Below are 26,278 nucleotides of genomic sequence, written 5' to 3'. Positions count from 1 at the left end.
TAAAAATTTCCAGCCAGCTAGATAAACCAAATTTCTAACCACCAGCATTGCCGCTGGTGGTTTTTTATTTTCTACCAAATCATTATGGCAGGGCAACCTCAACACGGTAGAACCCTTGCTTGTCTGTTGGGCTTGGATCTGTGAGCACATGATAACCATCACTGCCAGCTAGATTTACCTGACCGTCCACTTGCTGCCATGAACCCTCGCTCAAATCAGCTGAACGCCATAAGGTATAAACGCGCTCGCTGGATGACGGGAAGGTGAATGAATAATACGAGCCGTCACCACTGAGCTCAGCTCTGAATGTTGAATTTGGATCTGTTGGATCCGTCATCGCTAGGTATTCTTGCCAGTTCGTTTGACCGTTACCATCAGGGTCAGCAGCAGCTGCAGACTGGTCGTTAGTCGTCGTTCCAGTGCCGCCAAAATACTTGCGGCGCCACGCGTCAAGGATACCGTCGCCCACGCTATCATCACTAGCTAGAGAAGTGCGCACCAGACGAGCGAAGTTATCAATGCGAATGCTATCACCTTGTGGACCGTGACCTTCAGAGTAATCCGTGCCGTCATCGTATTTAGGGTCACTGCGCTGAGCTCCAGCACCGTGTACGTCTATCCATTGTTCGCCAAAGTAGCCAAATGCTGTGCCAAAACTATGATAGACAGCACTACTACTTTTGCCGTTATAAGTGATGTGGTTAGTACTCGTCCAATAGAATGGGAAATCGTTCTCGCCATTTTCCACAATGATAGATGTGCAGTTGAATACGGGGTCAATAGCTGCCGTCCCATGAGTCGCCGGCGAGCGAGTATAGTCGAGGATCGTATGTTGCTCTTTGGCGTTAGGCAGTCGCCAATCGTTGAATCCTAGAAAGTTCTCAGCATTTTTTTCCTGCACCCAAGCCAGAGCATCCTGCCAATTCATGCCAAAGCCACTGTCATCTTTCGCCCACATCAGGCCGGTAGCGAAATCACTAACAGTCTGGTTTTCATTATCCGCAAAGTCATTGATCCCGTAGCTGGAATTGCCACGCACTAATCGTAGATACATGGTGTTCGCAGCGCCACTGCCTTTGTTATCGCGCGCGTAACCTTTGATCCTGCCATCACCAAAATTGAAACCAAACGCTGATGCCGTGCCATTCATTACCGTACTAACGTATTCGCTACTACTCCAGAACTGCGCATCAATAATGCGCTCACCTGCATCCTGGTCACCATAACCAAAGTCGAAGTAGTTTCTATCCAAATATGGTGTCAGACCTGATGTGTCCGTGCCTGTATAACCACTCGGATCCATGCCGCGGAAATCGATGATAGAGTAGATCTCTTTAATGCTAGGAAGACGCCAGTCGTCGAAGCCACCGTAGTTCTCCGCATTCAGCTCAGCAACAATGTTAGGAATATCAGCCCAGGCCACTTTGTCATTTGTATCGATCAGGCCATCACCATTTTGGTCTACTGATTTCACCCAGCTGAGCTTTGTCTGATAGTCGTACACAGTGAGCCTGTCGGGGCTAAGTTCATAGACTGGACGATTACTAACATAATTGGCATCCTGACCGTAAAAATCATCACCTATAGCTGGCTGGCTAATCGTATTGGTATTGCCATAAAATTGATCTTGGCCAGTACCAACCACCGCATAAGGCTGCTGAGAAACAGCTAGCTCAGTATTGGAAAAACCTGCAAAATCAGGTGCGTAGCGCGAGAAGCGGAACAAACTTCCGCTAGAGGAATGATCCCACACTAGCTCACCATCAGGGGTGACTTCAAAAGCATAACTCTCCGTGCCCTCACAGATCAAAGTATTCCCGTTAGCTAATCGCTGCACTCCTGAAATACGTGAGGCGTAAAAATCACTCGGCACGCTGCTAGTGTAATTCCAGCTCGGCGCTAAAGGCTGGCCCATCGTATAGCTACCGTCTTCATTCAATGCTGGCGTGATTTCTTCAATCGACGAATAATCACCATCAATACGACCTTGGCCATTGTTGAAGATGATAATGTTTCCTTCACCTAACAGCCCCTTAGCAATCCACTGAGCATCATGCTGCACAAAGAGCTGCTGATCGCTAGTGTCTCCTGAGTTATAAGCCGCTGGATTGCCCCACCGATAAAGCAGATCGCCTGCTGGTCCAGCTGCTTCCGCGCTTGTCGTTTTGTGATCGATTACCCAGATCTCGCTGAAATTGCGTACACTCAAAACAATATGTCCAAGCTCGGCATTGTAATCAACTGAGTTCACGTGGTTCCAGTCAGCGATGCCCGCATTGTTGCCGCTCTGCGTATAGTTGAGGTTAATCTTATGCGCATGATCCGCAACGATTCCATAGTTAGCTTTGCTAGCATCGTAGTCTTGGACCAAATGGTCCCAAACGCACCACTGCCACACAATGTTGCCGCCGTAGCTTCCTGTCGGCTCAACCTCGATGATTTTGTCTGGCCACAGTTCGCCTTCACTAATCAATGCGGGATCTCTACCAGCTGCTAGAGCTTCTTCCAGTGTCTTCACTTCCCAGGCAATCATCAGAATATTTCCGTTAGGCAAGACCTCAATGTCGTGGTGCTGGCGATGATCAGCAGTATCATAATCATAGGCCCAAATAAGATTTCCATCCCAGTCGTACTCTTCCACTCGCCCGCCAGCGCCACCAGCGAAGATCGCAGTACTTCCAGTGTTAGCAGTGCGCATGAAGGTCCCCTTTTCCGTAAGATAACACGAATGACCAGACTTGTACTCACTGCTCCAGGTCTTCAGGATGTTTTTGTTATTATCCATCAAATAGGTCTCCGTCGAGTTGAGTGGCCCAAAGAGATTATACCCCGATGATGGAGGACCGTTAGGCCAGCTGACTTCTTGTGAAACCTCTTCCCCTACGGTAAATCCACCAGCTTGGGTAAATGTCGGTCCAGAAAAGGTAAGCACGACGTCTTTGGCGCCATCTACCTCGTCAGCTGGAATATCAAAAACAGCCGTGATCACACCTAGTGAGTTGTGCGTGATCGATGTCCCGCTTAGGCTGCCAATGGTGACGCTAGATGGCAGATTTCCAACGGGTGGCGAAGGTGGCGTCGAGGCCGGTAATGTGAAGGTTACGAGCAGGCCGGTAGTTCCGGCTTCCGCTTGCGACGGGCTGATGTCGTTGATGACAACTTGCCCACTAACTGAACATGCTAACAGCATGAGTAGTAAACAGAGTGCTTTTTTCATTTGTGTGTGTGTATGTATTTTAGCCAACTAGTAGCCATCGGCTTTAACACCACCACGAATAAATAGTTTTATCTCTTTATTTGCTAACTGACGGTGAATAGCCGCTCCCAGCGAGTAAGTCATTGCAGCTAGAATAGTTCGCTAATTGCTGGAAATTTCAGAAATTTTACGCTGCGTCCCGAGACCATTCATTCTAGGCCGTCAGCTGGATCAGCAACTCAGAAAAAATAACAGGCTAGCACGATCACCGCTGGAGCTCTCGACGTCCAGTCTAGCAGCTTGTCCATGAACTTATTTTCTATCCAACCAGATCTATCTCGTTTATATTGAGCATAATCCATTTTCCTCTGATGCTAAAAACGCTCCTTATATTCGCCCATCCAGCTCTGCACAAGTCGCAAGCCAACAAGCTGCTGCTTAATTACCTACCGAAAGATGAAAATCTCATCTTTCACGACCTCTATGAAGCCTACCCAGATCACATCATTCACCCGCAGCTTGAGCAAAAGAAAGTCGAGCAAGTGGATAGAATCATTTTCCAATTTCCCCTCTACTGGTACTCGACGCCTGCACTCATTAAAGAATGGTTCGACATCGTGTTAGAATACGGTTGGGCGTACGGCCACCACGCTGATGCGCTGGTAGGAAAATATGCCCAAATCATCACCACCACTGGCTCTCCAGCCAGCTCATATACACCAGAGGGGCAGGTCCAACATACCATGGAGGAAATTTTGCTCCCGCTAGAGCGCACATTCAAACTCTGCGGCATGATCTACCAAGCCCCATTGATCATCCACGACGCACTGCAACTCGACAAGAACAATTGTAAAAGTTGCATGGAGCACTACATCAAAACCCTAACTGACACCCCTAGCTAATGACTCAAGAACAATTTTTCTCCAGCGCACTGATTTACCTAGCAGCCGCTGTTATCAGTGTACCTCTAGCTAAAAAATTTGGCCTCAGCGCCGTGCTCGGCTACCTCGTAGCGGGCATGGTGATTGGACCATTTGGCCTACGCGCCATTGGCCAAGAAGGTGAGAGTGTGATGCACTTTGCTGAGTTTGGTGTCGTCATGATGTTATTTCTCATCGGTCTCGAGCTCCAGCCATCGATGCTCTGGCGCATGCGTGGCAAAATCCTCGGCCTCGGCGGTGTACAAGTCATCGTCACCACCGCCGTTATCACCGGCATTGCCATGGCCTGCGGACTCGTTTGGCAAATGGCGCTAGCTATCGGCATGGCTCTATCACTTTCCTCCACCGCCATTGTCATGCAGTCGCTGCAAGAAAAAGGACTGAGCAAAACCTCAGGTGGGCGCAGCGCTTTTTCGGTCTTGTTATTTCAAGACATCGCCGTCATCCCGATTCTAGCTGTTTACCCTATGCTCGCCACCATCAGCCCTAGCTCAGCTGGCAACGACCACGGCGGCGAAGGATCTGCCTTCCAACAATGGATAGCCCATCAACCCAGCTGGGTGCTCACCTTGTTAGTACTTGCTGCAGTGGTTCTCATTATTCTAGCTAGCAGGCTGTTATTGCGTCCCGTACTACGCACCGTCGCCGCTACAGGCGTGCGCGAAGTCTTTGTCGCCCTAGCCCTGCTCATCGTCATCGGCATCGCTAGCATCATGATGCAGCTGGGAGTTTCAGCAGCTCTTGGTACCTTCATCGCTGGCGTCGTCCTCGCTGATAGTGAGTACAGACACGAGTTGGAATCCGACATCGAACCATTCAAAGGATTACTGCTAGGTGTGTTCTTCATCGCCGTTGGAGCCGCCATTGATTTCTCATTGATCAAATCCATGCCGCTCACCGTGGCCGCCATTGTCCTCGGTCTCATCTTCATCAAAGCAGCCATCATTTTCACCATCGGCGGCGTCGCCAAACTTGGCTCAGACCAGCGAGTTCTGTTTTCCCTCAGTCTAGCTCAGGGCAGTGAGTTTGCCTTTGTTTTATTTGGTTTTGCGCTCAGCGAGGGCATTCTACCAGCGGAAACCACCCAGCTGCTGATTGCGAGTGTGGCGATCTCCATGGCCCTAACACCACTGATCATGATGGTGGAAGAAAAAGTACTTCGTCCGAAGTTAGGCACTCGCGAAGTCGACGACAAACAAGCCGACGAGATAGACGAACAATCCCCCTTCATTCTCGCGGGCGTTGGACGATTTGGAAACTTTGTCGCCCGCATGTTGCGTGCACAGGGATATCCTCTAACTGTCATTGATAGCGACTCCGAACACGTCGAATTCCTCCGCAAGCTCGGCATCGAAACATTCTACGGCGATGCCAGCCGGCTCGACTTGCTAGAGTCAGCTGGAGCCGCTGAAGCCAAAACCATCATGATCGCCATTGATGACGAAGAGAAAATCCTCCACATCATCGAACTGTGCCGCAAGCATTTCCCGCAGCTGAAAATCATGGCCCGCGCACTGTCACGCACGCACGAATACGAGCTCATCCAACTGGGGGTTGATTTTGTGATCCACCAGCACTCAGGCAGCGCCACAGCAATGGCGGAAGCCGCTCTGAAATGCCTTGGCCAGCGAGCCAATCAAGCACACCGCGCCGCTTGTTATTTTACCAAACACGACAAAATAGTGACCCAACAAGCTGCCGAAATCCATCGCGACCAAGGCCAATACATCTCACTCATTAGGGAAAAAATCAGCGAGCTTGAAGGGTTCAATCTGCAAGATGCTAATTCTCACAAATCAGCTATAGAAAAAGCGTGGGCTAGCGAACGACTGCGCAAGGCTGCTGAAAAGAAACAAAATATCCAAGCCGGAGAATCTAGCTAAGATCAGCTAGAATCTGGTGTGCTTTTTTATCTAACTTCATGCCCATCGCCACTCTAACCATGATGTATAATAAAATGCAGCCAAAACCGAATGGAAAGGCCATCAGCATTGCTAAACCATAGTCAGTTTCAGGCGTAACGAGGGACAATAAGATCATTGCAAACATGAGCAATACTGGCACCGCGATGATAACTTGCAAAACCATGATCGTTAGCAAGCAGCCAGCACCCTGACGCTTGGAGCTCCAGCCAGTAGAATCATTGCGACATGCATGCGCTAGAAACTGCCCAGTCTGAGGTTCGCCAACAAAGCTAACATAGTAGCCAACTGAAATGGGTGCCATCTCACGTGACTTAAAAATCACCCTAGCACCATCAACTTGAATCAAGCTAACATGTCTACCTCGAACGCTGCCATCCCCAGTTGTTACAACGTCATTAGACCTCTCAATACTAGCTACTTCCCCACGGCAAATCTTCACACAGGAAAACTAGTGTTTAACCAGCACTCAAGACAAGCCTTTATCAAATATAAAACTCCCCCAGCTAGCCAGCTAACTAGAGCTGCGGCGACCGTGGCAGGTCATTGACTTCAACCACGCCTTTTTTTCGTAAGTCTACCACATCACCAGCGCGCACACTGCCATAGTTTTGCCCATTGACCGTTAGCGTTTTTCCATCCGTCATCGCGCGGGTGTGAGGGCCTTGATAAGCCAGCCCTCCGGCGCTGGAATGAGAACTTGCAGTGGCTCCTTTTTCTGGGATGACAAAGGTCACGCCACCGCCCTCGATCTCCATCGACCTGCCATATTCACAAGAAGAGGCAATTAGGGAAACCACAACACTGGCACATACTAACATCAATCTGGGAGCTATCATAACTAACGAATATAACGCATTTCCCCAGCAACGCAAAAAATTCTCTAGCTAGATATTTCCAGCTAGAGCCCCCACAGGGAATTGGCCAGCTACTTCACTTTATAGTAGTTGATGATTGCCTTGCGATCTTCGGCATTTAACAGCCCCTGAAACTCCATCTTAGTTCCGGGAGCAAAGGCTTTGGGATTCGCTAGAAACTCATCTAGCTTCTCAGCCGTCCACGGCCCATCAGCTGAATGTTTTTTCATCGCGCTAGAATATTCATAAGTGTCAACAGAGGCAATCGGTCTATCAAACATGCCTTCGAGCTCAGGACCCGCCATCGCCCCAGTAGCACCGTGACAGGCTGAGCAAAGGATGGCTAGTTGCTCGCCTCGCTGGTTTAATGTGAGCGCCTCAACTTGTTTGTCATCGAGTACGTAATCACCGCGCAGCTTCATCATGAGCTTGGTTTGCTCGTCGCTCATCGACTCTCTAATTTTTCGATAGACCTTAGCTTCTATCCAGCCAGCTTCAGCTTCCAATGCACCCATTTTTTCAGCGATTTCTAATGCTAACGCTTCGTCAAACTTGTCGGCATCCGTGCGCAATAGCTCGAGTTGATCAAGAAACTTTGCCCGCTCGTCGGTGAAATTGTTCACCACTGGTATTTGTTCGGCAATGGCTGCATCCACCATTTTCAGCTGGCTGGCGCTGAGAATATCGCGGAATGATTTGGCAATTTTTCCACGGCTAGCAGCGTGACCACTCTGGTGGCGAACTGCAACAAATCCAAAGAACTGAGCTGGCTGACCCAAAGGAATCACCAGGTTGTCTTCCGGCTTGCCTGTTAGCCAGGAAAAGGCTTTCGCAAAAAGGTCTTCTAGCTGCTTTGCTTGCTCGCGAGTGAGCTTGTCAGACTCGACGCGACCACCATCACCAAATTCCTGAGCGGTCTCTGGATCAATACGCCATGCCTTTATTTTCCTCAGCTGATCTTCAGTTAGTGTGTCTTCTAATGCGGCGTAAGCACGCGCCTCATGAATGGCAACTATGCCTCCAAGCTTGCAAAACTCTTTACCCGCTTTGATGGTCTTTTCTTCATCTATCGGCTCACCGTTATACAGATGATTTTCAAAAATCCTCAAGATGGTCTCACGTGTTTTCCACCAGTTTTTCAGTGGTTCATCTTCCGCCAGCACCGCCTTTGTTAGTATCTCTTTTTGCTTATCATCACTGATGGCAAAAAAGGCTCGTCCAAGTATGCCTCGGTTAGCGGCGCGGCCAGATTCACCACGCAGGGCCACAAATCCAAAGAACTGGGCATTCTTTCCGATAGATAACTTTTCGTTATCGGCGGGAGATCCACTGAGCCACGAAAAACCTTTAGACAACATCGCCGCCCGTAGATTTTTGTGGGTACGGATACCACTATATTCGCTAGATGACCACTCGTCGGACTTATCCTTTTTATCCGGCTTGTTCTTTCCTTTCTCGCCCAAGGCTAGGCCGCAGCATAACAATGAGGAAAATAATACCGAACTCACAGCTTTGGTGAAAATGTTTTTCATACACGGCTATGAACTCCAAGCTTGGCCACAAGTTGCTAACCATTTTCATTTAACTGGCTAAAATCAACGCTCACAGCTGGACTGATAGATCTTCACCGTTGATAGAAAAAATGGCCAACTCACAAGATGCGAGTTGGCCATTTCGCCAGCTAGGAATATCCCAGCTGGAATTTAAAATCTAATCTAATTAGACGATGTACGAGCAGATGTACTGAGCGGTACCAGCAGCCACTTTGATGTCGAATCCTGAATTCGCAGGAACATCGAAGTACTCACCAGCTTTCACTGTTTTCTCAGCATCTTCGCCTTTGATTTTCACCACACACTCACCGTCGGTGATTTCCATGCGCTCAGCGGCTTCAGTACCGAAGTAGTATTCACCAGCGAAGATGAAACCAAATGTCTTCTTGCTGCCGTCTTCCAGAGTGATCGCGTGAGAAACCACGTTGCCGTCGAAATACACATTGCCCTTAGCCTGGGCGGTCACGTTTTTGAATTCCATGACCGCAAGGTCTACAGCCGCGCCCTAGCTGGCAAGCGCGAAATGCTCTAGCTGGCATTTCTTTGTGGCAGCACGCTGGCTACCATGATGCCCAGACCGCCGACAAAAAACAATCCGGGAAACCACATCGAATAACCACCCGCCTTGGTATCGTGGCGCAAAACCGCAATGTTAGGATTGGCGTTATCCACCCAGCACGGCTGCACTGAGCCCAACGGGTAGTCAGCTAACACAGCCTCAACGCGTTCTTTACTTTTTGTCCAGCGCGCACCGCGGCGGGAAATTTTCTCGCCAAGGTAACTTTGTCCATCCAGCTCGTAGTCAAAAAAGACCCGTGCGCGATACTCCATTGGCGAGCCAGGAACCAGTCGCTCTTCCACACGCGACTGCACAATCACACATTCCACCTCTGGCCACTGGCGAGTTTCTTTAGCCAGCTGGAAACTATGCCACAGCATGTAGGTGAAAAATCCTCCCATCGCCGCCAAGGCGACGCCGAGGAAAAATAAAAAAATGCGGCCACCCAGAGATGATTGCTTTGACTCGCTCATGGCCATTTCCTTAAACCCCGCCATGCCAGTGCGCCAGCGTAGAATTCCATTTTCTCCTGCTGACTAGTCGCTCATGATTTGCCTTCACACACCTAACTTCTTCAGTTAGTCTCCCTCGTAATGAATTTTGTTCAGAGAACGATCCACAACGTCTTCATGGCCCTCGTCATGATTGCGGGAGTGGTCTTAATTGCTGTCGACGCCCAACGTGCTACTGCTGGCGCCATTCTATTCATTGGCTCGCTTTACTTCATCATCAAACAAGATTGAGCTCAGCTCCACCACTGGCAGCCATTTCAGCTAGAGAATCCGCCAGCTGGCACACAGTTTCCCTAGACAAGAGGCAGCGGATCTCGCACATTATGCGCCTATGAGTATTTCCGAAGCAAAAATCACCGAAGACATGAAAGCCGCCATGAAAGCCAAAGACAAAGTGGCGCTCACTACCCTGCGTGCTCTGAAGGCTGCTTTCAAAAATGCTGCCATCGATAAAGCTGGCCCTGACGGCGTGCTCGATGAAGGTGAAATGACTGCCATCATCCGCAAGCAGATCAAACAACGTCTCGACTCTATCAGCCAGTTCGAAGCCAACGATCGACCAGACCTAGCCGAAACTGAAAAACTCGAACTCGCAGTGCTCGAAGGCTACCTGCCTGCCGCTCTGTCAGCTGAGGAAGTCGAAGCCATCGTCACCGACGCGATCGCTGAAGTAGGTGCCACTGGCAAACAAGACATGGGCAAAGTGATGAAGGCTGCTCAAGAAAAATCAGCTGGCCGCGCCGACGGTAAAGTGCTCTCACAGATGGTTATGCAGAAGCTCAACCAGCTGTAAGCAGCTAACGAAATCACCTAATCAATTTGCAATAATGGCTCCGGAGTTTGGTTCTCCGGAGCCATTTTTATTTTCTCCGCCAGCCGGAAATGCCAGCTAGCTAGAAGAGTTTGAATTTCTTGCTAGAGCAAATCAAAGCGGTCCGCATCCATCACCTTGCTCCAGGCAGAAACAAAGTCGCAGACAAATTTACCTTCGCAATCGTCCTGCGCATACAGCTCGGCATAGGCGCGCAAGATAGAGTTAGATCCAAATACCAAATCCACCCGGGTTGCCGTCCACACGAGTTCATCCGTCTGGCGGTCACGTACGTCGTATGAATTGCAGCCAGTTGGCTTCCACACGTACGCCATGTCAGTTAGATTCACAAAGAAATCATTACTGAGCACTCCTACTCGATCGGTAAATACCCCGTGAGCCGAGCCACCAAAGTTGGTGCCAAGTACACGCATACCACCTATCAGCACCGTCATCTCTGCAGCGGTGAGCCCCATCAGCTGAGTTCTATCAAGCAGCATTTCTTCAGGCCTGACAGAGAAATCTTTCATCTGCCAGTTGCGATAGCCATCGTGTAGCGGCTCTAAATAGTTGAATGATTCAGCATCCGTCTGCTGCTCGCTGGCATCACCACGGCCTGGTGAAAATGGCACTTCAATATCATAGCCAGCCGCCTTAGCAGCCTGCTCGACAGCTACATTGCCAGCCAGCACGATGGTATCCGCCACACTGATAGAAAATTCAGCGGCAATAGATTCCAGCACATCTAATACTTTATTCAAACGCTCAGGTTCGTTAGCTGGCCACGCGCGCTGCTGCGCCAGTCGAATGCGAGCACCATTGGCGCCGCCACGTCTATCAGACGCACGGAACGTGCGCGCGCTATCCCACGCGGTCGCTACCATTTCAGAGATTTCTAACCCGCTAGCGGCAATCGCCTTTTTCACTGCTGCCACATCGTAATCAGAGTGTCCAGCTGGCACGGGATCCTGCCAGATCAGATCTTCAGCTGGCACGTCGGGGCCAATATAACAGGCCTTAGGTCCCATGTCGCGGTGCGTCAGTTTGAACCATGCTCGGGCAAATACCTCAGAGAAATAGTCAGGATCATTATAGAATCGCTCAGAGATTTTGCGATATTCAGGATCCACCTTCATGGCCATATCAGCGTCCGTCATCATCGTGCTGTGACGTTTGCTAGGATCTTCCACAGCTACCGGTTTGTCTTCTTCTTTGAGGTCAATCGGCTCCCATTGCCAGGCGCCCGCTGGGCTCTTTTTCAGCTCCCATTCATGATTGAGCAGCATTTCAAAATAACCATTATCCCACTTTGTTGGATGAGTGGTCCACGCGCCTTCCAGCCCGCTAGAAACCGTATCCGCGCCAATGCCTCGGCTGGTTTTATTCATCCACCCCATGCCCTGATCTTCTAGCTCAGCGCCCTCGGGGTCAGGTCCTAGCTGCCCAGCATCGCCGTTGCCGTGGCATTTACCCACAGTATGTCCACCAGCTGTTAGCGCGACTGTTTCCTCATCATCCATCGCCATGCGAGCAAAAGTCACTCGGATGTCTTTGGCTGTTCTCAGCGGATCTGGCTGACCGTCGACACCTTCTGGGTTCACATAAATCAAGCCCATCATCACGGCTGCTAGAGGGTTTTCCAGATCGCGCTCGCCTGAATACCGGCTGCCTTCACCACCACTCGGCGCCAGCCATTCTTTCTCAGATCCCCAATAAATATCCTTCTCCGGGTGCCAAATGTCTTCGCGACCAAAGCCAAATCCGTATGTCTTCAGCCCCATCGATTCATAGGCCATCGTGCCTGCATAGGCTAACAAATCCGCCCAGCTCAGCTTGTTGCCGTACTTCTTCTTGATCGGCCAAAGCAGTCGACGAGCCTTGTCTAAGTTCACATTATCTGGCCAAGAATTGAGCGGCGCAAAACGTTGATTGCCTGTGTTAGCTCCACCACGACCGTCAGCCACACGGTAAGTTCCAGCGGCATGCCACGACATGCGAATCATCAATCCACCATAGTGGCCCCAGTCAGCTGGCCACCAGCTCTGGCTATCGGTCATCAGCTGGACCAAGTCATTTTTCAGCTCGTCAAAATCCAACTTTTTCACCTCTTCTCGGTAATCAAAGTCCTCCCCCATTGGGTTAGTTTTACAGTCGTGTTGGTGCAAAATATCTAGATCTAGCGCCTTTGGCCACCAGTCCATGTTAGTTGATCCGGCCTCGGTACTCGCGCCGTGCATGACTGGGCACTTGCCGCCAGATGATTTCATGTGTTCACTCATAATTGTGTCTGTTATTATCAATTAGATTTTCTAAGGCAATTAGCTGGCTGATTAAAAACAATCAGCCATCCCTTACCCATAACCCAGACAAATAATTCACGTCCAGCTAATTGCAAATCCACGCTGGCCAAAAAACCATAAAACTCAAGTGCCGCTAGTTCTATCAACGAGATTCTATCAACTCAACAAACCATCTAATCTATCATTGTACGAAAACTTTCGTTGACTAATTACGAAGCTCGTCGTATTAAAACAAACATGTCAAAAACGGACCTTTCACCGACTGAGGCTGAATTCAAAATACTCAATGTGCTCTGGCAAAATGGCCCACTAACGGTACGTGCGATCCACGACCAGCTAGAAACTAGCAGCGGCTATACCACGACCCTTAAGCTGCTTCAGATCATGACGACAAAAAAGTTAGTCACCAGAGATGAGAGTAGCCGTGCACATATTTACAGCGCCGCACTGAGTAAAGATTCAGCGAAACAGAAGGAAGTGAAATCTCTAGCTGGTAAGCTGTTTGGAGGCAGCGTTCTCAAGCTCGCGCTAGGTGCTCTATCAGAGAAAAAATGCTCAGCAGAAGATCTGCAAAAGATCAAAGAGCTGGTAGCACAAATGGAGGACGAGCAATCAACTAAAATGTAGACTTATGCACGCTCTCACAGACCTACTGATCCACCCAATCAGCGAAAAACTTGGCTGGACACTTTTCCATTTTCTCTGGCAAGGGCTAGTCATCGGTTCCGTCTGTGGGCTGACGATGAAGTTCAAGTTCTCGAGAACGGCTAACGTGCAGCACGCTATCTGCGTCGCTGGCTTGGTGCTCTGTGGCCTAGCGCCCATTATTACCTATCAGCTCATCCCCGAGCGCGAGTCAGCTCCAGCTAACACCCCATTATTTCCAGCTACAATAAATGAAACCGCTACCGAAATCATTCAGTCACCGCGGCCAATAGACCAACTAGATCAGCCCGAGCTAGCACATTTCCCGTTTCCATCAGCTGAACCCAACACAGCGGAATGGACACTTAGAATTAGCCGTCAGGAAAACAGCCAACTGCCGCCAGCTGAAGCCGCGCCAATCAGCAATCATCAGCCGAGTGGTCTAGGCCAAGCTAACGAAGAAAACGCTCCTGCCAAGCTTACGCATTGGCACCAAAATCTAACAAACATTATGCCGTGGCTAACTCTAATCTGGCTGCCACTATGTTTGATCTTTTCGCTACGACTGCTGTGGAGCTGGCTTCTCAGCCAGATCTGGCAACGAGCTAGCCACCCTGTTTCCAGCTGGCAAAACCGTCTCGACCAACTGCGCGAACGCATCAAGGTGAAAACCAAAGTGCGCCTGCACGAATGCGCTCGTATCGCGAGCCCAGTCGTCATCGGCACGCTTAGGCCAACTATCATGGTACCGCTTGGATTTTTCACAGGGCTGGATGCCCAACAAGCAGAAGCGATTCTGCTGCACGAACTCGCTCACATCCGCCGCTTCGACTACCTGACTAACTTCATGCAGTTAGTCATCACCTCGGTGCTTTTCTATCACCCTGTAGTCTGGTGGCTGCACAGACGCGCCAGAGACTCTAGAGAAATCTGCTGCGATCAGTTAGCTGCAGAAACAATTAACGACAAGGCAAGTTACGCTAGGGCTCTGGCCCAGCTGGAATCATGGCGGCTCAGCCAGCTCACGACGACCCTAGCAGCTACTGATGGCTCATTACTCGATCGCATTTCCATCCTTGCAGGAAAAAGAAAAATCAGTGCCCCATCAAGTCTTTCATTAGGTAGCCTATCGGCCCTAACGATCACACTGATATGCTGTACCATTCTGTTCAATAGCAGCCAGCCAAGCTCCGCTAAAGAGGAAACAAAAACTCAGCCTGTAGAGTCAGCTGAAGATACCGAACCAGCTGAAGATACCAAACCAGCTGAAGATGCCAAACCAGCTGAAGATGCCAAACCAGCTGAAGATACCAAACCAGCTGAAGATAAGGATAAAGGAAAAATCATCTGGCTACCAGAAGATGTTAGTGTACCGGTTCCTGATATTGAGAAGAATGCCGAATGGGACACAGACGCTTTTGGCGAAGTCCCACCTCTAAAGAGCATGCAAGCATCCCTTGCGGATATGAACATGCTGACCGATGTGGAGCAGAATCAAATTGAATTTCCAAAGAGAGCCGCAGCTGCATTTTCACATCGGGAAAAACAGCTAGCAGAATGCCCAATAGAGACTTTCACTTTGGAAAACAAAACGGTCAACGAAGCTGTGATGAAGTTAGGCACCATGATTCACATGAGCTACACCGATAGAGGATTACCTCCAGTCCCTTTCACCCCCATCATCACAGGGACATCAAAAATGATCCCCTACCTGCAGATCCAAAACAGCAATGCGAAGTTAGCTTTAGAAAAGATAGCAAAAGCTAGCAACTCAGAGATCCGCTATTCTGACAATCAAGTGAGCATTCACGGCAATGAACTAAAAAGTCACGAATTTCATGAACTCCGCCACTTTTTTATCCCTTCGATAGAATTCAGCCAACTCAGCCTAGCTGAATCACTCGAACTGCTGGAAAATCGTTACCGCGAAATCTGTGAGCAGACTGGTCAGCAAGCACTGAAATTTGAATTCAAGATTCAGGAAAAAGCCAGCCAGATCAAGTATTACCAGCCATATAATGGCAATTTCTATCAAATCATCGAAATGCTAGCCGCTCTATCAGGCATGAGTTTGGAACTACCCAATGACGTGGATGAGCTGCCATCAGATGCTCTCCCTTGCCTATTTAAACCAATTGAAAACCCAGCTGAAATCGTCACTCAAAAGGCAATCGTTTCTCCTGACTGGCTCATGAACATGAGAAAAAATTTGGTACGCTCGAATCTTGCGACCCAGGCCGAAGCGGACAAACTCAGCTATAAAGAGGTCGTTGAAAAACTCTACAACTGCAAGTTCGTATCAGCAAAATTCATCCCTGGTTCAAGTACGATCAACTATCAATGCGATAGAAAAACCGCTGAGCTCATGAAAACGATCGCCTATATCGAAAGGCGAAAACCCGCTATGCAGCTGAGATACATGACGACGCTCATTAGCCTTCCAAAAACTCAGCAAGAGCTCATTGAACTCCTGCAACAACAAATGGATTCTGCAGGTGAACTCAGCCTAGAATCCCAACAAACTCAGATGTTAGCCCGCAATCTATCAACCAATGAGGGAGTATCGGTCACTACTTTGCCATCTGTTATATGTCGGTTTGGCGAAACTGCGAGTATCGAGCTAACACGAGAATATACGCGTCCTGGAAAACTATCAGTTGATTGGCTAGGAGTAAAATTCCTGCAATCCCCCGAGCTTCACGGTTTAGATATTCTGCACCGCGGCCAGATTCAGATCAACCAGCTAGAGGGAATAAAAATATTAGCGCAGACAAAAAAATCAGGCATTGCCGAGTTTGACTACAATTACGACCCAGCTGAAATTGGACGCGATAATCTCAAACTCGTCAAACAGGCGAGGGATACCAGCCAGCTGAATGAGAACGAGCACACTGGCATTAAGCTTATGCAGATGCATGATGGCAGCTATCTCATTGTCGCCACGACAGCTCTAATCATTGATGCTACGGGCAGACCAATCGCAGATAGTCCCAAGACTCACTTGTATCGTTTAGGCAGCTCATCAGCGAATACTCAGATGATGGATTCATCCAAACTAGGCGTATTACAAGATCTAGAGATGATGCTCATCGATACAAAACTAGCTGGAATTGATTTTCAGAATGTTAGCCTCGATATTGCGCTAGCTCAGTTGATCCAGCAATACGAAGACCACTGCCGAGCAAACAACCTAACACCGATTAAATTTATCGTCAAGAAGCACGGGCAAACTCAAGCTATCGCCGAACTCAAAGAGAAGAACATCTCAATGTATAATGCCTTTCTAGCGCTGGCCAAGCACTGTGGCAGTACCTGCTCTATCAATGGAAATAAGATCGAATTTATCGGCCAGAGCCCAGCAAGTTCGCATCTACCAGATGACTTGAGAAATTTCATCCAGCCTGATTTTTCAGCCAATGAAATTCTAGAGATGATGCTCATCGATACAAAACTAGCTGGAATTGATTTTCAGAATGTTAGCCTCGATATTGCGCTAGCTCAGTTGATCAAACAATACGAAGACCACTGCCGAGCAAACAACCTAACACCGATCAAATTTATCATCAAGAAGCACGAGCAAACTCAAGCTATCGCCGAACTCAAAGAGAAGAACATCTCAATGTATAATGCCTTTCTAGCGCTGGCCAAGCACAGTGGCAGTACCTGCTCTATCAATGGTAATCAGATCGAATTTATCGGCCATAGCCCAGAAAGTACGCATCTACCAGATGACTTGAGAAATTTCATCATGCCTGATTTTTCAGCCAATGAAATATCACTCCGAGAAGCCGTGAATAAACTCAAAAGCGCCTATCGACAGGCCTGTTTTGATACGGGTGAGAAGCCTATAGAGTTTAACATTCGCATCGAGGGGGAGCCTAAACAGCAAGTGGTCAACTTCAGCTCAACGCAGGAATCGATGACGATGGCAATGCGCCGGCTTGCTGAGTCAGCGGGCTATCTCACGGGAAAATTTGAAGCTGATGATTTGGTCTTCCGGCCACTGCCAGAGGATGGCAAAGTGAGTAATTATTTCATTGAGGTTCCAGCTAACTTTCTCGACCGTATCAACACAAGGCTTTTGAAGTTAGAGCCAAGCCATGAGCTAGACACTAGCCTTGTCGACAAACTTAAGGTGATCCTCAAACCTAGCAAAAATGGGGCGATTCAAGGGGCGAGCTATCAAGCATGGAACCACACCGTACTTTTCTCAGGCGATCTCGAAGCAGCGCGCAAGATTGAGCGCCTAGCGCGACCGCAGTGGATAGATGCAGCTGCAAGCTCCCCACTGCTCAGGGCCACCACTATTCAGGTTTACATCGACGAAGATGATAAGCAAACAATAGACAGTCTGAAATCGCTAGGCCAGGAAGCAAATGCCGACGGCGTGATCGCCTACAGCGACGAAGAGATTCAGATGATCCGGCGCGTATTAGCGCAAAACCGAGACAGTAAAGTTATATCCTATCCAAGCACCCATCTACGCTCAGAGGAGCCAGCTTCAGTTTACCGATCTGCTGAAGTGATGGAAATAACTGAACAAGCTAACCAAAAGCCGACCGCAAGCTGGATTGGCCACAGGTACAGCTATGACACTAGCTGCCTTGGGTTCAATAACCGCACACAGGTTGCGCTCAAGGTCCATGAACCTCTGGGTATAGGAAAAGCGTCTATCACATCTGGCGCAGGCCTCATTCCACTTCTGAGAAAATACCAGCTGAACCCGCAGCGTAAGATGAGGATTCAAAAAAGGACCTATAGCTTCTTCTACGACGGGCCAGCTACTAACTTCATCTCCTATGCTAGGCTACCCGATAGCAGCTATCTCATCAGTATTGTCTCTATCAACAGAATCGACCACTAAGGCAAGCTTCGTTAGAACCGTGGTAGCGAGTAAACTAGCTGGCTCATCTTTTTGCCCTAGCTAGACATGATTCTATAGGTCCGCTGCGTGTCGAGCCAAGCTAGCGTCCGTGCATCGCCCCGATGCTCTAGCTAGCTTGTTGTTGGCGTGGGTCGATACCATTCTCCCAGCTAACTCGTCGGCATGGATTTGATTTCTAGCTAACAAATATTGGCTAACTCGATGATGATCACCTCTCCAACAACTACGTCTACTGGCGGGGATCTATCATTCACACCAAATCGATTAATCAAACACTTGAGATGACGAATTTGCGCGATTGGGAAATAATTTCCCAGTTCTGTAATATGACCTCAACTGGCAACGTAATGCCGCCTAAGACGGGGTAAAACCAAACTCACTTACTGTTTGAGGGCGAGGATTTTCCAAGAAAATTAACAGCTCTCATTGCGCTCAGTACTACGAGGACAGCTAGTTTGGCTAAATCGAGTGGCTTGACGCGAACCTCTCTGGATCTACATTGCGAATAAAAAGATGAAAAGAAGACTACTGACATCCCTATCCCTAATCAGCGCCCTGCTGATAAGTTGTATGATTAACTCTCTAGCAGCTGAGAAAAACATCGCTCAGCATGACATCGAGAATTTACGTGCTCTCCCGCGCATGTTGCGGGTGGACCTCGTTTGGCAAGTGCAAGGTGACTTTGAACGCTACGAAGTGCAGCGAGCTGAGAGCAAAGACGGTGAGTTTACCACCTTAGAAAACCCACTGCCAATGGTGAATGCCTACAGCGACTACATTGGCGAAGCGGGGAAAAAGTATTTCTACCGCGTGCGCAAGATCCAGACTGGCGAGCATAAGGAAGATTTTGTGGCGATGGAGGGCAATTGGTCACCTATCGTATCAGCTACCACAACTGAATTTGAGCGTGAAGGTTTCCTGACTGAAGTGCAAGAAGCTGGCTTCCGCTACTACTATGATTACTCCAACCCGGTGAGTGGCCTGCCACGCGAGGGTATCAAACCTGAGGAGAGCTGGGACCCTGAATTTATGTCAGCGGTTTCTACAGGTATTTATTTCTTCAACATCGCCGTGGGCATCGAGCGTGGGTTTATCACTCGCGAAGAAGGTGTAAACCACGTCACCAAGGTGCTGAATTTCTTGCACGATAAGTCTGAGCGTCACCTCGGTGCTTTTTCTCACTGGATCGACGGCTACACAGGCAAAACTCATCCGTTTTCAGATGAAGACGACGGAGCTGACATGGTAGAGACTGCGATCATTGCTCAGGGCTTGATCTTTGCGCGTGAGTATTTTGATAAAAATGGTGCTAGCGAAGAACACATCCGCATGGTTGCCGACAAACTTTGGCGCGACATCCAGTGGGATAAATTCATCCGCAACCCGGGAACGGAAAATGTCATGATGTGGCACTGGTCACCGACTCATGGGTTCAGCAACCTGCGCATCACTGGCTTCAACGAATCTGAAATCGCTTATATCTTGGGCGTGGGTTCTCCTACATATCCTACCAGCGTTGATACCTACTGGGACGGCTGGGTTGGCGGAAATAAAAAATATTTCAAACCACGTGAAGTGGAAGGTCTCGATGGCCCAATCCCGCTGGTACTCACTCACGGCTACGGCATTCCTATGTTTGTGATGCACTACAGCTACCTCGGGCTGGATCCAAAGCAGGTGCCACTTGGTGATGGATTTTTGTTTGAAGAATTTGAACGCCTGACTCTAGCTAACCACGACTATTGCCGCCTAAATGCTGATAAATTCAAGGGTTACGACAAATACTGGGGACTCACTGCGAGCCTCGATCCTGACGGCTACCTCGCTCACGAGCCAGACCATCACGACAACGGAACCATCTCACCTACCGGCGCGCTCTCATCTATCGCCTACCAGCCAGAGCTCGTCATCGAGATGATGGAACGCATGTATTTGGAGGACGGAAAAGAGCTCTGGGGACCGTTTGGATTTTATGATGCATTTAATCCGTCCAGAAACTGGATCGCCAAAGCGTATATTGGAATTGACGTGGGACCTATCGGGCCGATGATCGAAAATTATCGCACTGGCAAGCTCTGGGAGGCCTTCATGAAGGCTGAAGAAATCAACGACGCGATTGAAAAAATCTGGAGCAGCCCAAAGGCAATTAAGCCTTAATACCACACTACCACTACAGACTAACACCAACCTATGAAGCTACGCACCATCTTCTGCGCAATTACCGGCCTCATCGTACCAGCTGCATCCGCAGCTGATGCACCAGCCACGCCACCTCGAGCCCAAAACGTCATCCTCATTATAGCTGATGATCTCGGGTATGCCGATGTGGGATTCCACGGTCAGGATCAATTTAAGACACCACACATTGACTCGCTGGCAGCAGAAGGTGTGCAATTCTCTCAAGGTTACGTTACTGAAAACGTCTGTGGCCCCACTCGAGCTGGCATGCTCACTGGCCGCTACCAGCAGCAGCTGGGCGCTGAACGCAATGTTGGCCCACGCCGCCGTACGCTAGACGTACCATACGGCCTGCCGCTCGAGCACAAACTCATCGCTGATCGCATCAAGGAGCAAGATATTGCCAAAACAGCTATTTTTGGTAAATGGCACCTTGGTGGCGAGCATCTGTTTGACCAACGCCTTTTCCCGCTGAGCCGCGGGTTTGACGAGTTCTTTGGATTCCTCGAAGGCGCCGCTCTGTACGACGACGTCACTAACCGTGAAGAAAAGTACATGCGTGGCAACGAGCTGGTTGAGCGCGAAGAAGAATATTACACTGATGCTATAGGCCGTGAGTCGATCTCATTTATCGAGCGTCACAAAGACGAGCCATTTTTCCTCTACGTCGCCTTCAACGCACCACATGCACCGATGCAGGCAAAGGCTGAAGCTCTCGAGCGCGTCAAGCACATCGAAGATCCTAACCGCCGCATCCTCGCTGCGATGATTGAGACTATGGACGATAACATCGGCCGCATTCTCGACACCTTGGAAAAAAATGATCTCACCGAGAAAACCATGATTGTTTTCCTCAGTGATAATGGAGGCAAACCAAATAACAACTTCTCTATCAATGATCCACTGCGCGGAGAAAAAGGCACCTACTACGAAGGTGGCATCCGCGTGCCATTTGTTATTAAGTGGCCTGGAGTCGCTCCAGCTGGTGAAAAAATCGACGACATGGTCTTCTCGTTAGACCTCTTCCCAACAATCTACAACGCCCTTGGTGGTGAGGTAGACGAGAGCTGGAAGCTAGAAGGCATCAACCTAGCCCCACACCTTGGAGCTGACGCAGCCGCCTTCCCTAGACGTACCCTGTTCTGGAAAACTGGCAATAAATGGGCAGTTAACGACGGCAAGTGGAAACTCGTTAAAGAAGGTGGTGAAATGGAACTCTTCAACCTAGACGATGATCTAGCTGAAAGTAACAACCTGATTCACCAAAATCCAGAAATCGCTGATAGACTGCTGAAGGCTCACCAGAAGTGGGACGATACTACAGTGCCACCTAACTACGGCTGGGACCCTAAACTCCCATACCACAGCGAGCGTGTGAAACGTAAATAATTTTTCCTCCATACATATATACCCAACGCAAATCTTATGAGAATCAACACACTGCTGTGCTCAGCCACAGCCGCTCTGAGTATTGGTGCTGCAGCTGCCACGGCTGCCCCACAAAAACCAAACATCGTTGTCATCATGGCAGACGATCTCGGTTACGGTGATGTTAGCTACAACCCGCAGGGTGAAGGCGACTTCGAAACACCACACATCGACAGCATTGCCAACCACGGTACCTCATTCACCTCTGGCTACGCCATGAACATGGTGTGTGGCCCGTCACGTGCAGGTTTTGTTACTGGCCGCTACCAACAACGATTTGGCTACCACGATAATACCGGCCCACGTGTGCGTGAGCACGGCATCAAACAAGGCCTTCCGCTAGAACTCAGCACCATTGGTAATTACCTCAGCGATGCAGGTTACGTGACCGGCCTCGTTGGCAAATGGCACGACGGCGACGAACAAGAGTTCTGGCCATACAACCGTGGTTTCCAAGAATTCTACGGATTCAACAATGGCGCTGCTAACTACTTTGTTGGCGCTACTAACCAACAGCAAAAAGATCCATGGCAGGGTGTCTACCGCGAAGACGCCAAGCGCGTCCCTAACTTCGACGAATACATGACCGACGCATTTGGCATCGAGTCTGTGAAATTTGTCGAACGCAACAAAGACAAACCATTCTTCCTCTTCCTCGCCTACAACGCACCGCACGGTCCAATGCAGGCAACCAAAGAAGATCTAGCTAAGTTCAGCCACATCGAAAATGAAATGCGCCGCACTAACATTGCCATGGTGCACAACATGGACAAGAACATCGGCCTATTGCTAGAAAAGCTCGAAGAAGAAAAGCTGATGGACAATACCATCATTTTCTTCACCAGTGATAATGGTGGCTGCGGCTTCCCACAATCTAGCAACAAACCACTTCGTGGCGTCAAAGGTGGCACACTTGAAGGCGGTATCCGCGTTCCTTACCTGGTGCGTTGGGATGGTGTAGTGCCAGCTGGAAAAACTCTCGACGAGCCAGCTAACGGCATCGATATCACAGCGACCATGCTACAGCTTGCCATTGGTGAGACTAAAGATGAATGGAAGCTTGATGGCGTAGACCTCATGCCATTGCTCACCGGCAAAGTACCTCAGCTGGAAAAACGTTACCTCTACTGGGATAACGTGACTAACTCAGCCATTCGCGACCGCGAGTGGAAATATGTCACCACTAACGACAAGTCAGTTAAAGGCAAGCGCGTCACTGGCCTATTCCGCATCAGTGAAGACATCAGCGAAAGCAACGACCTGTCAAAGCAGTACCCAGAAGTTGCTGAGCGTATGAAAAAAGCCCTCAAACAATGGCAGAGCGAAAATGAAAAACCTCGCTTCGGCTGGGGCGCTCACATTGGACCAAAAGTTGGCTACCGCGGTAAACATAAAAATTAACGGACAGACTCGTTAGCCTGCTAACGAAATTGTCAATTGACATTCCCGTCATGCACTTAGTGCGTGGCGGGAATTTTTTTGGACACGTATCAACCGCTCTACATCCCCCATGCTTATTGCCTAACGACCAGTGACTAGCATCTCAAAAAATAATTTAAACGTGAAATTTAAACTTACGTCTTGATTGCGAATTCTCGGCTAACTATAAGAATTAACAATGGCCAGTTACTTTCCATACCCATACACTACCGGACCAATTATCCAGTACTCCACATCCAGCCTAATTGACGGCATTCCGAAGCTCAAACCAGCTGATAGAACAAAGTTCATCGAGATCATGCACGAATGTGCTAACTTCTACGGTGTTAAAGTTCTCGCATACAGCATTTTGCCAACGAATTTCGATCTCCTGCTAGAGCACCAAACTGACGGTTCAGCCATTTCTGACAAAGAACTGCTCAAGAGAATGAAAGCCTACGGGCAATCTAGCCGCGGACTCGATGAATATAGCAAATACCGAGACGCTCTTAAGACAGACAAAAAGCAGGCTGCTAACATTCTTGAGAAAAACCGCCAGCGCATGAACTCAGTGAGTATGTTCATGAAAAGCCTCAAACAACGCTTCAGCGGATTTTATAACGACAGACACCAACGCCGTGGCACCGCGTGGAGCACTCGCTACACCAATACCATCGTCCAGCCAGGATACGCCACAAGATTTGTCGCTGCCTACATCGAAATGGCTCCGCTGCGCCAGAGACTAACAGCATCAGCTCACCGCTACGAGTGGGGTTCACTCTACGCCGCTATCAACGGCTGCAAAAGTGCTAGAGCTGGCGTCAGCCGCATCGTCAAAATGCAGACCTATCAGCCAGGCTTAGACGAAATCCCAAAAGCCAATTTACAAAAAGCCACCTGGAATGCTGCGCACGAAACATTCTACCGCAAGATGGTGCTCGCCAAAAACAACCTCGAGTTCATCTCCGCCTTCAAACAAAAAGAAGACGACCAGCCAGAGAAACTCACCAAATATACCAACCGCAAAGCGAAGCCATTAGACAAGGTGATCCGCAAAACCAACATGCCACATCTCACCCGCGGAATCGCCGTCGGCTCAGAGGCATTTATCGAGTCCATCTTCGACCAAACCAAAGACTACTTTGGCCCAAAACGTAAGACCGGCGCACGCATCATTAACCTCATCAATTGGTCATCTAAAGAGCAGGCACTCTACGCCATGCGCGACATTATTGGCCCTGCTAAAAAGTAGTTTTACCACTGAGTTCATCAGCTAATTCTACATCTGCCTCCAATCATGCAAAAATTCGCGCATCAATTGCTACGTAGGGAAGCATTCCTTGCAAATGCAGCCAGATGCGCTTAATTAGCCATCGTTATGCCAGTTGCAACACCACAACAATACGCTGAGATGCTGGACGCTGCTCAAAAGGGCGGCTATGCATACCCTGCCATCAATATCACCTCACTTGCCACCATCAACGGTGCGCTTAAGGCTTTCGCCGATGCAGGTTCTGATGGAATCATTCAAGTTTCAACTGGAGGCGGTTCATTTGCTTCCGGTCTTAACGTCGCTGACGAAGCTTTTGGTGCTATCGTTCTTGCGGAAGCCACACACCGTCTTGCTGAAAAGTACGACATCCTTGTTGGCCTTCACACTGACCACTGCCACCCACAAAAAGTTGACTCATTCCTTAAGCCACTTCTCGAGGCATCACGCGCTCGTAAAGCAGAAGGCAAAGGACCTCTCTTCAACTCACACATGTTCGACGGTTCTGTTGTAGAACTCGACGAAAACCTCGAGATCTCAAAAGGTCTCCTGAAAGAATGTGCTGAGCTCGACATCATCCTCGAGATCGAAGCAGGCTGCGTAGGTGGCGAAGAAGACGGACACGACACATCAGGCCTTCCAGCTGAGAAGCTTTACACTTCTCCAGAAGACATGATGGCTGTTTACGAAACTCTTCAGCCAATCGGTCGCTTCCTCTTCGCAGCTACCTTCGGTAACGTTCACGGTGCCTACAAGCCAGGTTCTGTTAAACTCAAGCCAACCATCCTTCGTGACGGTCAGAAAGTAGTTACAGACAAGTACGGTGAAGAAGCCAAAATGGACCTCGTATTCCACGGTGGTTCAGGTTCAGACCTCGAAGACATCCGCGAAACTCTCGGATACGGTGTGGTTAAGATGAACATCGATACTGATACTCAGTACGCGTTCACTCGCCCAATCGTTACTCACGTTTGCGAAAACATCGAAGGCATCCTCAAGATCGACGGCGAAGTTGGTAACAAGAAAGTCTACGATCCACGTGGCTACCTCAAAAAGGCTGAAGCATCACTCGCTGCTCGCCTTCAGGAAGCATGTGACGACCTGCTCTCTACCGGCAAGTCAATCTACAAGAAGTAATTTATACTTCCCTAACTAATCTACAAAAAAGTCCTGCGGATCGCGACCGCAGGGCTTTTTTTGTGTACCTAAATCTAGCCAGCAGGAAATCTCTAGCTGGAAGGAAATCTAGCAGTCAGAAACCATAAGACGCACAATTTCCAGCCAGCTAGAAAAGCAATACGCCGGAGGCGTGACACAGCCCAGCCCATGGTAAGGCCGCGCCGCAGGTGCAACGCAACCATGGGTGAGGTGTATAAAAATGATAGCAAGCTCCAGCGGAGCGACACAGCTCGCTAGGCGTCTAGCTGAAAGAAACTATAAGACGCACAATTTCCAGCCAGCTAGAAAAGCAATACGCCGAAGGCGTGACACAGCCCAGCCCATGGTAAGGCCGCGCCGCAGGTGCAACGCAACCATGGGTGAGGTGTATGAAAATGATAGCAAGCTCCAGCGGAGCGACACAGCTCACTAGGCGACTAACCAGGAGGAAATCTAGCTAGAAGAAAATCTAGCTGTGCAAAACTAACTGCAAAGGAAAGCCCGCAGGGCTCATCAGATTGAAGCCGCGGGTAAGCGAGCTTGCGAGTGCCCCCGTGGTCCGACGCCCAATGCATAGCTTTACCGTAGGTAAAATGGAAAGCCCGGAGTTTATGACAATAGCTCAACACCCAGCTAGACGCCTC

Annotated in this window: 18 protein-coding genes; 11 read left to right on the top strand and 7 right to left on the bottom strand. The window is 49.3% G+C overall.

Annotation, left to right across the window (positions count from 1 at the left end):
* Nucleotides 1–82 precede the first annotated feature (82 nt).
* Nucleotides 83–3,217 carry an Lcl domain-containing protein gene (locus tag JIN82_RS00950; protein ID WP_200309757.1) on the bottom strand — a complete coding sequence of 1,045 codons (3,135 nt, stop codon included), beginning with the start codon at nt 3,215–3,217 and terminating at the stop codon, nt 83–85.
* Between the two features lie 350 nt (nt 3,218–3,567).
* On the opposite strand from JIN82_RS00950, the gene JIN82_RS00945 reads away from it, so the two are divergent.
* Both JIN82_RS00945 and JIN82_RS00940 read left to right on the top strand, forming a co-directional pair.
* The gene (locus JIN82_RS00945) at nt 3,568–4,098 is read left to right on the top strand and encodes an NAD(P)H-dependent oxidoreductase (RefSeq protein ID WP_200309756.1); all 531 of its coding nucleotides are present in this window, start codon (nt 3,568–3,570) and stop codon (nt 4,096–4,098) included.
* Nucleotides 4,098–6,020 carry a monovalent cation:proton antiporter-2 (CPA2) family protein gene (locus JIN82_RS00940; protein ID WP_200309755.1) on the top strand — a complete coding sequence of 641 codons (1,923 nt, stop codon included), beginning with the start codon at nt 4,098–4,100 and terminating at the stop codon, nt 6,018–6,020. The genes JIN82_RS00945 and JIN82_RS00940 overlap by 1 nt, the downstream gene beginning before the upstream one ends.
* Here JIN82_RS00940 and JIN82_RS00935 read toward each other — a convergent pair.
* The 5 genes from JIN82_RS00935 to JIN82_RS00915 all read right to left on the bottom strand — a co-directional run bounded on the left by JIN82_RS00935 (nt 6,013) and on the right by JIN82_RS00915 (nt 9,501).
* Complete coding sequence (locus tag JIN82_RS00935) at nt 6,013–6,501, bottom strand: hypothetical protein (protein WP_200309754.1); 489 nt, start codon at nt 6,499–6,501, stop codon at nt 6,013–6,015. The genes JIN82_RS00940 and JIN82_RS00935 overlap by 8 nt on opposite strands.
* 76 nt (nt 6,502–6,577) lie before the next feature.
* The gene (locus tag JIN82_RS00930) at nt 6,578–6,898 is read right to left on the bottom strand and encodes a hypothetical protein (RefSeq protein ID WP_200309753.1); all 321 of its coding nucleotides are present in this window, start codon (nt 6,896–6,898) and stop codon (nt 6,578–6,580) included.
* Nucleotides 6,899–6,987: 89 nt separating this feature from the next.
* On the bottom strand, nt 6,988–8,448 hold the full coding sequence (locus tag JIN82_RS00925) for a c-type cytochrome (protein ID WP_200309752.1): 1,461 nt from the start codon (nt 8,446–8,448) through the stop codon (nt 6,988–6,990).
* 187 nt (nt 8,449–8,635) lie between these two features.
* Nucleotides 8,636–8,950, bottom strand: a complete 315-nt coding sequence (ppnP, locus tag JIN82_RS00920) for a pyrimidine/purine nucleoside phosphorylase (RefSeq protein ID WP_200309751.1) — start codon at nt 8,948–8,950, stop codon at nt 8,636–8,638.
* 47 nt (nt 8,951–8,997) lie between these two features.
* Nucleotides 8,998–9,501 (bottom strand): DUF3592 domain-containing protein, encoded by a 504-nt coding sequence (locus JIN82_RS00915; protein WP_200309750.1) that lies wholly within the window; start codon nt 9,499–9,501, stop codon nt 8,998–9,000.
* Between the two features lie 120 nt (nt 9,502–9,621).
* Here JIN82_RS00915 and JIN82_RS00910 point away from each other — a divergent pair, with 120 nt between their 5' ends.
* Together JIN82_RS00910 and JIN82_RS00905 are read left to right on the top strand one after the other, a co-directional pair.
* Nucleotides 9,622–9,771 (top strand): hypothetical protein, encoded by a 150-nt coding sequence (locus JIN82_RS00910; protein ID WP_200309749.1) that lies wholly within the window; start codon nt 9,622–9,624, stop codon nt 9,769–9,771.
* Between the two features lie 100 nt (nt 9,772–9,871).
* The gene (locus tag JIN82_RS00905; RefSeq protein WP_200309748.1) at nt 9,872–10,333 is read left to right on the top strand and encodes a GatB/YqeY domain-containing protein; all 462 of its coding nucleotides are present in this window, start codon (nt 9,872–9,874) and stop codon (nt 10,331–10,333) included.
* A gap of 122 nt (nt 10,334–10,455) precedes the next feature.
* On the opposite strand, the gene katG is transcribed toward JIN82_RS00905, so the two are convergent.
* Nucleotides 10,456–12,630, bottom strand: coding sequence for a catalase/peroxidase HPI (gene katG, locus JIN82_RS00900; protein WP_200309747.1), 2,175 nt, complete (start codon nt 12,628–12,630; stop codon nt 10,456–10,458).
* 258 nt (nt 12,631–12,888) lie between these two features.
* Between katG and JIN82_RS00895 the strand changes: the two genes are divergently transcribed.
* The 7 genes from JIN82_RS00895 to fbaA all read left to right on the top strand — a co-directional run bounded on the left by JIN82_RS00895 (nt 12,889) and on the right by fbaA (nt 25,613).
* Nucleotides 12,889–13,278, top strand: a complete 390-nt coding sequence (locus JIN82_RS00895) for a BlaI/MecI/CopY family transcriptional regulator (RefSeq protein ID WP_200309746.1) — start codon at nt 12,889–12,891, stop codon at nt 13,276–13,278.
* Nucleotides 13,279–13,282: 4 nt separating this feature from the next.
* The gene (locus JIN82_RS00890; protein ID WP_200309745.1) at nt 13,283–18,160 is read left to right on the top strand and encodes a M56 family metallopeptidase; all 4,878 of its coding nucleotides are present in this window, start codon (nt 13,283–13,285) and stop codon (nt 18,158–18,160) included.
* Between the two features lie 591 nt (nt 18,161–18,751).
* Entirely contained in the window at nt 18,752–20,338 is a 1,587-nt protein-coding gene (locus JIN82_RS00885) for a glucoamylase family protein (protein WP_200309744.1), read from the top strand.
* 33 nt (nt 20,339–20,371) lie between these two features.
* Entirely contained in the window at nt 20,372–21,748 is a 1,377-nt protein-coding gene (locus tag JIN82_RS00880) for a sulfatase-like hydrolase/transferase (protein WP_200309743.1), read from the top strand.
* Between the two features lie 36 nt (nt 21,749–21,784).
* A complete protein-coding gene (locus JIN82_RS00875; RefSeq protein WP_200309742.1) occupies nt 21,785–23,188 on the top strand; it encodes a sulfatase-like hydrolase/transferase in 1,404 nt (467 codons plus the stop codon).
* Between the two features lie 217 nt (nt 23,189–23,405).
* Entirely contained in the window at nt 23,406–24,458 is a 1,053-nt protein-coding gene (locus tag JIN82_RS00870) for a hypothetical protein (RefSeq protein ID WP_200309741.1), read from the top strand.
* 126 nt (nt 24,459–24,584) lie between these two features.
* Nucleotides 24,585–25,613, top strand: coding sequence for a class II fructose-bisphosphate aldolase (fbaA, locus tag JIN82_RS00865; RefSeq protein WP_200309740.1), 1,029 nt, complete (start codon nt 24,585–24,587; stop codon nt 25,611–25,613).
* Nucleotides 25,614–26,278: the final 665 nt, after the last annotated feature.

The organism is Persicirhabdus sediminis, assembly GCF_016595495.1.
GTDB lineage: Bacteria > Verrucomicrobiota > Verrucomicrobiia > Verrucomicrobiales > Akkermansiaceae > Persicirhabdus > Persicirhabdus sediminis.
The sequence above is the reverse complement of the archived record's forward strand: the minus strand, read 5'-3'. Positions and strand labels throughout refer to the sequence as shown.